Raw genomic sequence first — 13,158 nt, 5'->3', positions numbered from 1 at the left:
TATTTATATAAATTAATTTTTTATTTACATTAAAAGTTATCTTTAGAGGGGGCAATGACACTTTCAGCTGTATATATTAGCTCTTGGTTGAGTTCATTAGATGGTTCATTTTTATTTGATTTTGAATTGCTTACATAACCTTGGAAAAACCATTCAATAGGGCAATTTAATGCTTCAGCAATATCCACTAAATGATTAATTGGAATTTTGTTAATACCATTTTCATAACGAGATATTTGCTGTTGACTTAAATTTAATTTATCAGCTAAATTCGCACCTGATAGACCGAGCTCTTTTCTCCGGTTTTTTATTTTTATACCAATTATAGTATGAATGTCCATATGACATCCTCAATTTATATGAAAAGTTGTTATTTAATGCACTTAATTCAAATTACGTTTCATAGTATATTAAAAAATAAATAGATTTAAAAGTTTTAATGAACATAATTATGATGAAAATCGCTATTTTTAGTTTGGTTATTTGCAATAAGATAGCATTACTTTTAATGTGGTTATTGTTGTTGAATAAGTAAAAATATCTATCGTTACTATTTTTCATAGCGAAAAATATAAATTTTAAATTTCCTTTATAGTTATTTTGTTTTATTTTTCTTTAAAATCAAATTATTGCATCCTTGTTGTTGTGATAAAATTATCAGGAAGCAAAGTTAATATATCGTTACGGTATGTTAACTTTTTGTTTTTTTACTTAATTTTCACTTAAAGTATTTAGTTATTAAAATTAAAGGTAAAAAATAAATCAATGATATTTATGACATATTAATTTAATTGATATTAACTCAATGCTTAAATCATCTTAAATGATTACTCTGTTAATGGAACATCTTCATCAGACATATTATGCCACGACCTAGATTTTATTATTGAGATATTGTGCACTTTATTATATATATTTTTCCTCGCGCTAAACAAATTTTTACAAGCGTGATAAGGCATAAATGTGGGTACTCAAGTATACTGTATAAAACCTATTGGCACTTTCATTACCAAATTAGTGAGGTCCACAATGAAATTGTATATTTATGACCACTGCCCATTTTGTGTTAGAGCTAGAATGATTTTTGGTTTAAAAAAGTTAGCAGTAGAGCAAATCGTTTTATTCGATGATGACATAGAAACGCCAACAAAAATGATAGGTCGAAAAATGTTACCTATCTTACAAAAAGACGATGGAAGTTATTTACCTGAAAGCTTAGATATTGTTCATTATGTAGATAGCATTAATGAACCTAAATATGCAGGAGGAAACATAACCCCTGAAGTAGAGGCTTGGTCTAAAGCGGTTTCTGCTGTGGTATATAAGCTTGTGACACCACGTTTTACACAAACTGATTTCCCTGAAATTAGTACAGCAGAAGCGAGGGCGGCATATATCGCTAGAACATCAAAATCTTATGGTGACTTAAACGAGTTTAAAAAAGAAACTCATACGTTGCTAGTTGAATTAGAGCCCCAATTGTCTTTATTAGATGCGTGGTTAGAAACACGTGGTGAACACATTGATATTAATGATTTTATTATTTTTCCAACCTTACGTAGTTTGAGCATAGTTGAGCACTTATCGTTTAGCACAAATATTCGGGATTATATGGAGCGAATTGCAAAAACCTCGAATATTAACTTGCTATTTGATCAGGCGAAATAGCTTATTTGGCTGCCAGTTCAGTGGGTTATGGCAAACGTATACCGCCTCTAAAAGAGGCGGTTGTACAGGATAATTCATTAATGGACGTAGTCACGTAGTGTATAAACTAATTTGTAATGACCTTGAATTAATACTAGCTGGTTGTTGTTTAATGAAATAACTGCGCCATCAGACAGTACTCGATTTATCATTGAATCCCATTTAGATAAATCTTCATCAACACATTCGAGTTCAGTTTTACTTAAGTTTTTTACGGTGATTTTTGCGTTTTTGATATTGCCAAATCCGTTAAAATCATTACACATTGATGCAGAAACAAACATTTTCTCGCCAAAAGCAAGGGAAGGTACAGTTTGCTTGCTACTAATCGTCTTACCATTCACTTCAGTTAAAATAAAACGATGATGCATCAACTTATTTTCAAGTGCTTGGTCATCATTACGCGCATTGACTTGATGAGTTTGGCATGCTGCTAGCAATAAACCCAAAATAGTAAGTGGAATTAGGCGTTTCATAGTTCCCGATCCAACTATGCGTTAACAATATTAGGGCAAGTTTCCCCATGACTAATTTGACGGATATTATTAAGCGTAGTTTGACTGATACTTGTTAATGCTTCTTCCGTTAAAAACGCTTGATGCCCGGTAAATAACACATTGTGACAAGAAGAAAGACGACGAAAAACATCATCTTGAATTACATCATTAGATTTATCTTCGAAAAATAAATCACGTTCATTTTCATATACATCCATACCTAAAGCGCCAATTTTCTGTAATTTTAGTGCATTGATTGCTGCAACAGAATCGACTAACGCGCCTCGGCTTGTATTGATGATCATGACCCCATTTTTCATCTTTTTGAATGCATTTTCATCGAGTAGGTGATGATTCTCAGGTGTTAATGGGCAATGAAGGGAAATAATATCTGATTGTTCATATAAAGTATCCAAGTCAACGTATTCAGCGCCCATATCTAAAACAGCTTGGTTCGGGTATGGGTCGTGTGCGAGTAGGCGCATTCCAAATCCCTTTAAAATACGTAGCGTCGCTTGGCCAATTTTTCCGGTACCAATAATTCCAGCAGTGCGGTTATGCATATTAAAACCTGTTAACCCTTCGAGAGAAAAATTTGCATCTCGAGTACGTTGGTATGCTCGGTGGATCCTACGGTTAAGGCAGAGCATCATACCAACAGTATGTTCGGCAACGGCTTCAGGAGAATAAGCAGGAACACGGACAACTTGAATACCTAATTCTTTAGCAGCTTGTAAATCAACATTGTTAAAACCAGCGCAACGTAAAGCTAAAATTCGAATATTGAGTGCGGCAAGTTCTTCTAAAACAGCACGATTAGCTTCATCGTTAACGAAAATACAGATAGCATCTGCACCAACAGCATTTTTAGCTGTCTGAACGGTCAATGGAAAATCAAAATATTCAATACTAAAATTAAATCCAGAATTTTGATTAACTTGTTCCATGTGCTTGCGGTCATACTGTTTGGTACTATAAGAGACAATTTTCATCATGAAGACTCCAATTTTTAGGAACCAATTAGAAAAGAGTAGGTAAAAAGGTGTACCTACAAAATATAAACTCAGAATAAGACAATTAAGTTTGTAAATCACCTATAAATTAAGAAAATAGGTATCTGTTTACGATTGAATGTGGTTTATCTTTGTTAGTATCGTGTTTAATGAGGAAATTTTGTTGAAATTTATCACTTGCGCTATAGAACAATTCAAACAAGGGATGTAGTAATGCAGTTAATGAAAAGAGCATCCAGAATATTACTCTGCTTTTTGGGTGGAAGCATTGCTCTCTTAATACTTTTATGGATAACGATATCCCATTGGGCTCCAGTTGTTGCATCACACTATCTTCCTAAGCCATTTAAACTGTCGTTTTCAGAACCAAGAATTAGTCATGGCCAGTTGGATATAGCAAATATCAGTATAACAGCAAATAATTGCACATTAGTTCAGTTGAATAGCACAAGACTTTCTATCTTTCCCTTACACGCTATTGTGGATGACCTTGATGTTAAAACTGAATGTTTGAGTGCTCTTGAGCCAACGAATGAAATGGATAATGAGCCGATTAATATTGCAGAACTTATTGATAATATTCCGGTTTTTTCATTAGTTATCAATAATACCAACATACAGCCATGGAGTGATTACCAAGGCAGTATTTGGTTGCGTAAAAATCAGGTTAACCCTCTAGAGTTTGATTTTAGGGGCGACAATTTAAGGTTGTCATCTTTAATTAATACGGAACACCAATTAGTCATTCAAAATTTTTTAGCATTTCTACCAGAACAAAAGCAAACAATAGAATTATTTGGTGATGTGCAGCTCCCCTTAATGGCAAATCAGCTTCCAGAAAAAGGGGAGTTGAATGCTTATTTTAAGTTAATCAACCCAGAAAAATTCTTACAAGCTAAATTCAGTTGGTTGAATGACCAAGGTGTCTTTAGCGTCATGGATACAGACACAAAGGAAGAATTGCTTTATTTACCATGGTCACTATCGCCTTCTCAAATACAAATAGCGCAAGGTAAGTGGCAATGGAAAGAAGCAGATATCCCTTTACAAGGCGGTATCAGCTTTCAAGTTGATAACTGGGATAATACATTAAGTGAAATGGTATTTTCTGGGCGTATTAATATGCTCACACAAGCAAAGAAAGGGAAAGCCAATATTGTCTTAGCTGTGCCATCTACTCAGATAAATTTACTCAATGCTGATATTAATTTTAGGTTACATGGCCAAGTTAAATATGATGATATGGTGCTGGATATTAATTTGCCTGCAAAGGTTTCAGGCCAGTTAGCTGCCCCCAAAATTTCTTTTTTATCCAGTTCATTATTAAGAGCTTATGGCCGTCTTTCGGAAACACTGGTTCTTAATGAAGCTAGATTACCACTTGCAGGAACATCGTTAGGAAAAGAGGGTATTTCAGGACGTTTACAAGCTATTCTAAAAATTAAAGAGCAATATTGGGGGAGTTTTGATATTCATTTGGATGGCAAAGCTAATAAATTTACCTTAGATAAGGGAAAATGGTTTTGGAATTATTGGGGAAATGCCAATTTGCCCTCATTATCAGCTAATTGGGATATTAAGGGTAATGGGAGTTGGCAGGACACTTTAATCACATTAAATAGCTTAAATACAGGGTTTGACCAAATACAATATGGGCTTTTATCGATGAGGGCTCCACGTTTACAGCTAAGTAAACCATTGATTTGGCAACGTGATCAGAATAAAGCCAGTTTTAATGGAAAATTACAGCTTACCAGTGAACGGATGCAATTCGGCACTGAAAGTTATCTGCCAAGGATCACATTAAACGCAGATCTTAGGGGAAAATCTCCTGCTGAGTTTCAACTTAAAGGCGATTTAAGTACTAAAGATGTCGGGCCAATAGTCATCTTTGGGCGCTGGGACGGTGAAAGATTAAGAGGGGAAGCTCGTTGGCCTGAACAGTCGGTCACAGCTTTTCAAACGTTAATTCCTGCTGACCTTGGAATTGAATTAAAACAAGGCAAATTATTTTCTCAAGCCGCTTTTTCAATAACACCGGAAGAGGGTTTTATTGCTGGAGGACATTGGCGTGTCGAGAATACTAGCCTTTGGTTAAAAGATGGCGAATTATCAGGATTAGATTTTGTTTTACCGTGGCGTTTAAAACAAAGTACCTGGACTTTGGGGGGGAAAGCACCCGTTGAGTTGCGTATTAAACAGCTTAATAATTTATTTGAATTAACGGATATTAAAGCCGACCTCTCTGGCTCTTATCCGCCAACGGAAAATTCGCCATTAAAACTGACTAATGTAGGTTTTAAAACATTAGGAGGTGAAATATCGATGGGTTTACTGCGCTGGCCACAAATTCAAGCCTCTACGATAAAATTAAAGCAGATTGAACTTAGCCAGTTATTTACCATACTAAAAGTGTCGCAATTTGCTGTCTCCGGTAAAGTTAATGGTGAATTACCTTTTTATTTAAACAATCCAGAATGGATAGTTAAAGATGGATGGTTAGAAAATAGTGGGCCATTAACGTTACGGTTAGATACCCAATTTGTTGATTCTATCCGAGAGGATAATATATCTGCGGGTTCGGCCATGGGTTGGTTACAATATTTGGAAATAAAACGCAGCCGTACAGATGTTAATGTCACAAACTTAGGGCTGTTAAAGATGACAACAATCCTTGAAGGGTATAACACGCAAGAAAAGAAAAAACGCGAAGTTCATTTGCATTATCAACATGAAGAAAATATCTTTCAATTATGGCGTAGTTTACGATTTGGTAGCTCTTTAGAAGAGTGGTTGGAAAAAAATTTATAATGAGCATAAGAATGAACGTGAAAATATTAAAATTTACTACAGCTATATCGATTGTGTTGTTGTTATCAGCTTGTTTGCGAGTTGAGGTCGCAACACCGGATAAACCCATCAATATTAATATGAATGTAAAAATTGAACATGAAATCCAAATAAAAGCGGATAGGCAAGTAGAAGAATTATTGAAAGAAAATAGTGATTTGTTCGGTGAGGTAAACCCAAAATGAATCGAATAATCAAAGTATTTGCCCTGTGTTCGTTATTGACTGCCTTTCAGGCTATAGCAATAACGGTTGATGAGGCCAAAGAAACAGGTCTATTAGGGGAAACGTTATCGGGGTATTTAGCTCCAATTAATACGAGTAATCCAGAGGCTGCTAAACTAGCGGCACAAATTAACCAAGAACGGGAAAAAAGATACAGCGAAATTGCTGCAAAAAATAACCTAAAAACAAATGATGTCGCAAGGATAGCAGGACAAAAACTTGTAGAACGGGCTAATCCTGGGGAGTTTGTGCGTGGAATTAATGGTCAATGGTTACAAAAGAAATAAAAAGCGCACTCAGAAAGTGCGCAAGATATAGCAATGGTAGCTTTGGGTTTTAACAATACCTTGCTTAAAAGGATATATTTTAAGCAATAATGGTATTTATATGGCTCTGTGCTTGTTGATGTGCCCTTTCGACTGACTCTTGGCCTAACGACGTGCCTTCAGCAAAAACGAACTCAACGTCGGTAATACCAATGAAATTTAGAAATAGTGTTAAATAAGGCACCATGGTATCTGTTGGTGTGTCTTTATAAATACCGCCTCGGCTCGTTAATACATATGCGCGCTTGTCTTTTAATAAGCCAACAGAACCTTGTTCTGTATATTTAAACGTGTGCCCTGAGCGAGCGATAAAGTCGAAATAGTGTTTTAAATGAGAAGAAATCGTAAAGTTATACATCGGGGCTGCAATAACAATCACATCGTGAGCTTTAATTTCTTCAATCAATGCATTTGACAGGTCCAAATGTGCTTGTTGTTGTTCTGTTTTCGTGTCACTTGGACCAAAAGCTGCTAAAATTTCACCGTCAATCGCTGGAATTGGCTCTTTGACTAAATCTCGTACAGTTACTGTATCTGCTGAGTGTTTTTCCTGCCATTGTTGAATAAAGTAATCTGCCATTTTATTGCTTTGTGAATAGTCAGCCAGAATACTTGATTTCAATAGTAATACTTTACTCATGTGTTCCTCTATTTTTTAGGTAAAACTTTATTGGTAATAATACGTGATGTGTAACTGATTGATAGGAAAAATATTAGATAGCTTTCTTCAAAAAAATTGATGGTATTTTTATGTGATAACAACAATTAAAAATAAAAGCGAAATTTAGCCCTCACAAATTGCGAAGCTGATTGGCTATCGTGTATTGAAATTTATTAAAGATAAGGATTCAACAGGTGAAATCCATACTGACAGCATTAACCGCTGATATTGGACAAACTTCATTACGTGACCAATGGTTACTGAAAAAAAGAGTGCAAGGTATTGCAAAGATCCAGAACGAAAAATCGCGCTCTGCGGTACTTGATGCTATCAAAATAGATATTGAAAAGGCAAAGCAAAAGGTTGAAATTAAAAGATTAAATGCGCCTAAAATTGTGTATCCGGATAATTTACCGGTTAGCCAGAAGAAAGATGTCATTTTAGATGCCATTAAAAAACATCAAGTTGTTATTATTGCTGGTGAAACTGGGTCAGGTAAAACAACGCAAATCCCCAAAATTTGCCTTGAACTTGGCAGAGGGGTTCTAGGATTTATTGGTCACACTCAACCAAGACGTTTAGCCGCGCGCTCAGTTGCGTCACGCTTAGCTCAAGAACTTGAATGTGAACTAGGTACAAATGTTGGTTATAAAGTACGCTTTAGTGACCAAGTGAGTGAAACAACGCAAGTCAAATTGATGACTGATGGTATCTTGCTTGCAGAACTACAAAATGACAAACTGCTGCTGCAATATGACACAATTATTATCGATGAGGCTCACGAAAGAAGCCTGAATATCGACTTTATTTTAGGTTATTTACGTCAATTATTACCAAAACGTCCTGATTTAAAAGTTATTATTACATCAGCAACCATTGACCCTGAGCGTTTTTCGAAGCACTTTAGTCATGCCCCAATTGTTGAAGTGTCTGGGCGTACCTATCCTGTTGAAGTTCGTTATCGTCCTATCATGGGAGACCAGAACGATAGTGACCGTGACCAAATTGATGGGATAATTGATGCGGTAAATGAACTATCGGTTGAAGGTAATGGCGATATATTGATTTTTATGAGTGGTGAGCGGGAAATTCGTGATACCGCCGATGCGTTATCAAAACTTTCTTTACGCCACACTGAAATCTTACCTCTTTTCGCAAGGCTCTCGAATAGTGAGCAAAATCGTATCTTCCATCCTCATGGGGGACGGCGGATCATTCTTGCAACAAACGTAGCAGAAACATCATTAACTGTACCGGGTATAAAATATGTCATTGATACCGGTTATGCACGAATCAGTCGTTATAGTTACCGTACCAAAGTACAACGTCTTCCTGTTGAAGCCATTTCTCAAGCTTCAGCTAACCAACGTAAGGGGCGCTGTGGCCGTGTTTCTGACGGGATTTGTATTCGTTTATACTCAGAAGATGACTTCTTATCACGCCCAGAGTTCACGGACCCTGAAATTTTACGGACGAATTTAGCGTCAGTTATATTACAAATGACTTCTATTGGTCTTGGTGATATTTCTGCATTTCCATTTGTGGAGGCTCCAGATAAACGTAATATCCAAGATGGTGTGAAATTACTGGAGGAGCTAGGTGCCATTAAGTCCCATAAACAGGCGGATAAAGGGTATCAACTAACGGATATAGGCAGGCAGTTAGCCCAGCTTCCTGTTGACCCAAGACTTGCTCGTATGGTGATTGAAGCACGTAAACACGGGGCAGTACGTGAAACAATGGTGATTGTTTCTGCATTATCAATTCAAGACCCTAGGGAGAGACCGTTAGACAAACAGCAAGCTGCCGATGAAAAACATCGTCGTTTCCATGATAAGCAATCAGATTTCTTAGCTTTTTTAAATCTTTGGGATTACTTAAAAGAACAACAAACACAGCTTTCTAACGCTCAATTTAGAAAAATGTGTCGCCAAGATTTTCTTAATTACTTGCGTATTCGGGAATGGCAAGATTTGTATACCCAATTGAGGCAAGTGGTAAAAGAGCAAGGTTTTGCCATTAATAGTGCGGAGGCTGATTTTCGGAGCATTCACGTTTCGTTATTGGCTGGGCTGCTTTCACATATTGGACAAAAAGATGCAGATAAACACGAGTTTACTGGGGCTAGAAATGCACGTTTTACTATTTTTCCTGGGTCGGGTTTATTTAAAAAACCACCGAAATGGGCAATGGTTGCGGAACTTGTTGAAACGTCGAAATTATGGGGAAGAATTGCCGCATCAATCGATGTTGAGTGGGTTGAACCCTTAGCAGAACATTTAACTAAACATAGTTATAGTGAGCCTCATTGGTCTAAATCTGAAGGCGCGGTAATGGCGTCAGAAAAAGTGACTTTATATGGGCTACCCATTGTTGCATCAAGGCAGGTTAATTATGGGAATATTGACCCGTTATTATGCCGTGAATTATTTATTCGTCATGCATTGGTTGAAGGGGATTGGGTCACACGCCACGCATTCTTTAAAGAAAATCTGAAATTATTATCTGAAGTCGAAGATTTGGAGCATAAATCACGTCGGCGTGACATTTTAGTTGATGATGAAACGTTATTTGCATTTTATGACCAACGGATCCCGAATGATGTGATTTCCTCTCGTCATTTTGATAATTGGTGGAAAAAGGCATCTAAGCAACAATCTGACTTGTTAAGCTTTGAAAAAAGTATGCTGATCAAGGAGGATGCGAGCAATGTTTCGGCTCTTGATTACCCAAACTATTGGTATCAAGGGGATTTGAAATTTCGGTTGAGTTATCAATTTGAGCCTGGAACTGATGCTGATGGGGTGACTGTCCATATACCACTTGCGATATTGAATCAGGTTCAGAATATTGGCTTTGATTGGCAAGTTCCGGGACTGCGTCATGAGTTAATCGTTGCTTTAATTAAATCATTACCTAAACCAATTAGGCGAAATTTTGTTCCTGCACCTAACTATGCTTCTGCATTTTTAGAACGAGTCCCTGAGCCTGAGGGGAGTGTATTGGATAAACTTGAACGTGAATTACGCCGTATGACAGGTGTCACTGTTGAACGTGAATCATGGCAATTAGAGCAACTTCCCGCTCATTTAAAAATGACATATCGTGTTGTAGGCGACAAAAATAAAACCGTTGCGGAAGGGCAAAATCTTGATGAGCTAAAAAATAGCCTAAAAGAAAAAGTGCAAGAAACGTTGTCTGAAGTTGTAGATGACGGTATTGAGCAACATGGGTTACATATTTGGAGTTTTGGTGAATTACCTCAACGCTATGAGCAAAAGAGAGGCGGATATTCCGTTAAAGCTTATCCTGCATTAGTCGATGAAAGAAATAGTGTTGGTATCAAGGTGTTTGAAACAGAATTAGAACAGCAGCAAGCAATGTGGGCTGGGGTGCGTCGATTATTACTGTTAAATATTCCATCGCCAATTAAGTATTTACATGAAAAACTACCCAATAAATCAAAATTGGGTTTGTACTTTAACCCCTATGGCAAGGTATTGGAGTTAATAGATGATTGTATTGCTTGTGGTGTCGACCAAATAATCTCTGATTTTGGTGGCGCGGTATGGAATGAAGAACAGTTTGAAAAACTGAAAGAGCTTGCACGGGCAGAATTAAATGATGTGGTTGTTAATATTGCTAAGCAAGTTGAACAAATATTAACGGCGGTGTTTGCAATCAATAAACGTCTAAAAGGGCGGGTTGATTTTTCGATGGCAATAGCGTTATCGGATATAAAAACACAAATGTCGAACTTAGTGTTTAAAGGTTTTGTGACTACTCATGGTTGGAAACGCTTACCTGATATTCTTCGTTATTTAAATGGAATAGAGCGGCGATTAGAAAAACTAGCTATTGATCCTAACCGAGATCGTGCACAACTGAGTAAAGTAGAGCATGTTCAGAATATGTGGCAGCAATGGTTAGTAAAATTATCTCCAGTTCAGAGAAATATGCCAGAAGTCCAAGAAATTCGCTGGATGATTGAAGAACTGAGAGTCAGTCTGTTTGCCCAGCAGCTTGGAACGCCATATCCAATTTCGGATAAGCGAATTATGCAGGCGATGGAACAGTTATCTCAACAACTGTAAGCCTTATTTTGACTAATTAGCGCTTCACGTATTCTGTATGTGAAGCGCTTTTCATTTTTAGTTGGCCTTAATCATTTAGTTACAACATGCTAATGAATGATAAAAATATAAGCATCGAAGCTCATACAACAGAAATTTTAACCAGCAAAGGAGAGGGGAAATTGTAAAGGAGGGTGAAAATTGTGAAGGAAATTACGACTAGAAAATTATGGAGTGATTTAGTAATCAAAAAAACAGGATGTTGCAGTAAATGAAGGCTTAAATTTATGGGTTAAAATTAAGCCCTCGTTTCTAAAACTAGGCAACCAAATAATAGAGCGCTGGGATAGCGCCGATAGCAATGGCATATGCCATAATTTTTTCAATCGCTTTTAATGGCATTTGGTTGGTTTGCTGCTGGCGAGCATAGAAAAATACCAAAATACCAGGGGCATATAAAACGACGGATAATAGTAAATTGATTAACCCTGATGCATAAAGCAACCATAGACCATAAAGACTGGCAATAGCTCCAACGGCAAGTAATGCCTTATTATGACGTTCAAAAGCTACTTTTACTAAAAATGCACCGACAAGGAAATAGGGGACTAAAATCATTTCAGAGGCAATGGTAAGCAATGTATTGTAATTACTCCCACTAAGCCAAATAAGAACCAAAGATAGCTGTACTGCACCATTAGTGAGCCATAAAGAAGATGATGGAGCATCATTCTTATTTAATTTATTGAATATTTTAGGAAATGATTGGTATTGGGCTGCAATATAAGGTACTTCAGCGGCCATAATAGTCCAACTTAGGTAAGCTCCACAAACAGAAATAATTAGGCCCGCTGCAATAATAATATCACCACTCGAACCAATTAAACTTATCATGAGTGGGGCCATGGATGGATTTTTTATTTCTGCAAGTTCAGCTCTAGGCATAATACCTAAAGAAAGTAAGGTCACTAGAATATAGATAATTAAAGCAGAACTTACAGCGAAAATTGTTGCTAAGCCAACATCGCGGCGGTTTTTCGCTCGTGCAGAGACGACAACGGCACCTTCGATACCAATAAATACCCATAGTGTAATCAGCATGGTATCTTTGACTTGCTCCCAAACCGGAACGCCAAATTCGATACCACTGAAATCTGCATTGAAAATATCAAGCTTAAACGCAAAAAAAGCCAATACAATAAATAAGCCAAGAGGAACCAGTTTTGCCATTGTAGCAAGTTTATTAATCCCAGCGGCTGTTTGTACTCCACGAAGAACTAAATAGTGAACAAACCAGAGGAGTATTGATTCTCCGACTAGGGCTTGCCATGTATTCCCATCACCAAAAATAATGTTGTCAGGAGTATCAGTAAAAAAACTGATTGCTGCGAATACGATAACAAGATAAGACACATTCGCAACTACCGCACATAGCCAATAACCCCACGCCGAGCAAAAACCAATTAATTCCCCGAAGCCGACTTTGGCGTAAGTAAATATCCCACCGTCAAGGTCAGGTCGTATGCGAGAAAGCAACAATAAGGCAAATGCTAAAAAAAGGATGCCCACACCAGTAATTGACCAACCGATTATTAATGCGAGAGGGCTAGCCACTTCAGCCATATTTTGAGGGAGACTAAAAACACCGGCGCCAACCATTGAGCTAAGAACTAGCGCAGTTAGTGCGGTAAGACTCAAAGTATTTTTCAAAGTAAATCCTGAACGTTCAGAAATCAAAAGTTAAAATGACGTTAAAGTGCCATTACAATAATGAGTTTAACTAGTAGCCATTAAAAAAGCAGATAGA

The 13,158-nt window shown here is 37.0% G+C and carries 10 protein-coding genes; 5 read left to right on the top strand and 5 right to left on the bottom strand.

Annotated features, from left to right (window positions below):
* Window positions 1–29: 29 nt before the first annotated feature.
* Window positions 30–341, bottom strand: coding sequence for a helix-turn-helix domain-containing protein (locus tag PR834_RS02790; RefSeq protein ID WP_004254881.1), 312 nt, complete (start codon window positions 339–341; stop codon window positions 30–32).
* Between the two features lie 688 nt (window positions 342–1,029).
* On the opposite strand from PR834_RS02790, the gene grxB reads away from it, so the two are divergent.
* Window positions 1,030–1,668 (top strand): glutaredoxin 2, encoded by a 639-nt coding sequence (gene grxB / locus PR834_RS02785; protein ID WP_094963075.1) that lies wholly within the window; start codon window positions 1,030–1,032, stop codon window positions 1,666–1,668.
* Window positions 1,669–1,745: 77 nt separating this feature from the next.
* On the opposite strand, the gene PR834_RS02780 is transcribed toward grxB, so the two are convergent.
* Both PR834_RS02780 and PR834_RS02775 read right to left on the bottom strand, forming a co-directional pair.
* Window positions 1,746–2,183: an META domain-containing protein gene (locus PR834_RS02780; protein WP_094963074.1), complete on the bottom strand. Its 438-nt coding sequence runs from the start codon at window positions 2,181–2,183 to the stop codon at window positions 1,746–1,748.
* A 14-nt stretch (window positions 2,184–2,197) separates the two neighbouring features.
* On the bottom strand, window positions 2,198–3,196 hold the full coding sequence (locus PR834_RS02775; RefSeq protein ID WP_094963091.1) for a 2-hydroxyacid dehydrogenase: 999 nt from the start codon (window positions 3,194–3,196) through the stop codon (window positions 2,198–2,200).
* 234 nt (window positions 3,197–3,430) lie between these two features.
* On the opposite strand from PR834_RS02775, the gene PR834_RS02770 reads away from it, so the two are divergent.
* From PR834_RS02770 to PR834_RS02760, 3 genes are read left to right on the top strand one after another with little or no spacing between them, the layout of a single operon-like run.
* Window positions 3,431–6,028, top strand: coding sequence for a YdbH family protein (locus tag PR834_RS02770; RefSeq protein WP_231136085.1), 2,598 nt, complete (start codon window positions 3,431–3,433; stop codon window positions 6,026–6,028).
* 11 nt (window positions 6,029–6,039) lie between these two features.
* Window positions 6,040–6,252 (top strand): YnbE family lipoprotein, encoded by a 213-nt coding sequence (locus PR834_RS02765; RefSeq protein WP_050763751.1) that lies wholly within the window; start codon window positions 6,040–6,042, stop codon window positions 6,250–6,252.
* On the top strand, window positions 6,249–6,578 hold the full coding sequence (locus PR834_RS02760; protein ID WP_112307036.1) for a YdbL family protein: 330 nt from the start codon (window positions 6,249–6,251) through the stop codon (window positions 6,576–6,578). Before PR834_RS02765 ends, PR834_RS02760 begins: the two co-directional genes overlap by 4 nt.
* Window positions 6,579–6,657: 79 nt before the next feature.
* Here PR834_RS02760 and PR834_RS02755 read toward each other — a convergent pair whose 3' ends face one another.
* Complete coding sequence (locus PR834_RS02755; protein WP_140172448.1) at window positions 6,658–7,257, bottom strand: FMN-dependent NADH-azoreductase; 600 nt, start codon at window positions 7,255–7,257, stop codon at window positions 6,658–6,660.
* A 215-nt stretch (window positions 7,258–7,472) separates the two neighbouring features.
* Here PR834_RS02755 and hrpA point away from each other — a divergent pair, with 215 nt between their 5' ends.
* A complete protein-coding gene (gene hrpA, locus PR834_RS02750; protein ID WP_272525466.1) occupies window positions 7,473–11,372 on the top strand; it encodes an ATP-dependent RNA helicase HrpA in 3,900 nt (1,299 codons plus the stop codon).
* Between the two features lie 297 nt (window positions 11,373–11,669).
* Here the strand turns inward: hrpA and PR834_RS02745 are convergent, their stop codons facing one another.
* On the bottom strand, window positions 11,670–13,010 hold the full coding sequence (locus tag PR834_RS02745; RefSeq protein WP_004254844.1) for a basic amino acid/polyamine antiporter: 1,341 nt from the start codon (window positions 13,008–13,010) through the stop codon (window positions 11,670–11,672).
* Window positions 13,011–13,158 lie beyond the last annotated feature (148 nt).

This window comes from Providencia sp. PROV182 (assembly GCF_028480325.1).
Classification (GTDB): Bacteria; Pseudomonadota; Gammaproteobacteria; order Enterobacterales; family Enterobacteriaceae; genus Providencia; species Providencia hangzhouensis.
Note: the sequence above shows the minus strand (reverse complement) of the source record. Positions and strands in the feature narration are given on the sequence as shown.

What these genes read in the sequence shown, in the direction of transcription:
- PR834_RS02775 (WP_094963091.1), bottom strand. Translation starts at nt 3,196, where the DNA reads ATGAAAATTGTCTCTTATAGTACCAAACAGTATGACCGCAAGCACATG.
- PR834_RS02780 (WP_094963074.1), bottom strand. Translation starts at nt 2,183, where the DNA reads ATGAAACGCCTAATTCCACTTACTATTTTGGGTTTATTGCTAGCAGCA.
- PR834_RS02770 (WP_231136085.1), top strand. Translation starts at nt 3,431, where the DNA reads ATGCAGTTAATGAAAAGAGCATCCAGAATATTACTCTGCTTTTTGGGT.
- PR834_RS02765 (WP_050763751.1), top strand. Translation starts at nt 6,040, where the DNA reads ATGAACGTGAAAATATTAAAATTTACTACAGCTATATCGATTGTGTTG.
- PR834_RS02745 (WP_004254844.1), bottom strand. Translation starts at nt 13,010, where the DNA reads ATGGTTGGCGCCGGTGTTTTTAGTCTCCCTCAAAATATGGCTGAAGTG.
- PR834_RS02755 (WP_140172448.1), bottom strand. Translation starts at nt 7,257, where the DNA reads ATGAGTAAAGTATTACTATTGAAATCAAGTATTCTGGCTGACTATTCA.
- grxB (WP_094963075.1), top strand. Translation starts at nt 1,030, where the DNA reads ATGAAATTGTATATTTATGACCACTGCCCATTTTGTGTTAGAGCTAGA.
- PR834_RS02760 (WP_112307036.1), top strand. Translation starts at nt 6,249, where the DNA reads ATGAATCGAATAATCAAAGTATTTGCCCTGTGTTCGTTATTGACTGCC.
- PR834_RS02790 (WP_004254881.1), bottom strand. Translation starts at nt 341, where the DNA reads ATGGACATTCATACTATAATTGGTATAAAAATAAAAAACCGGAGAAAA.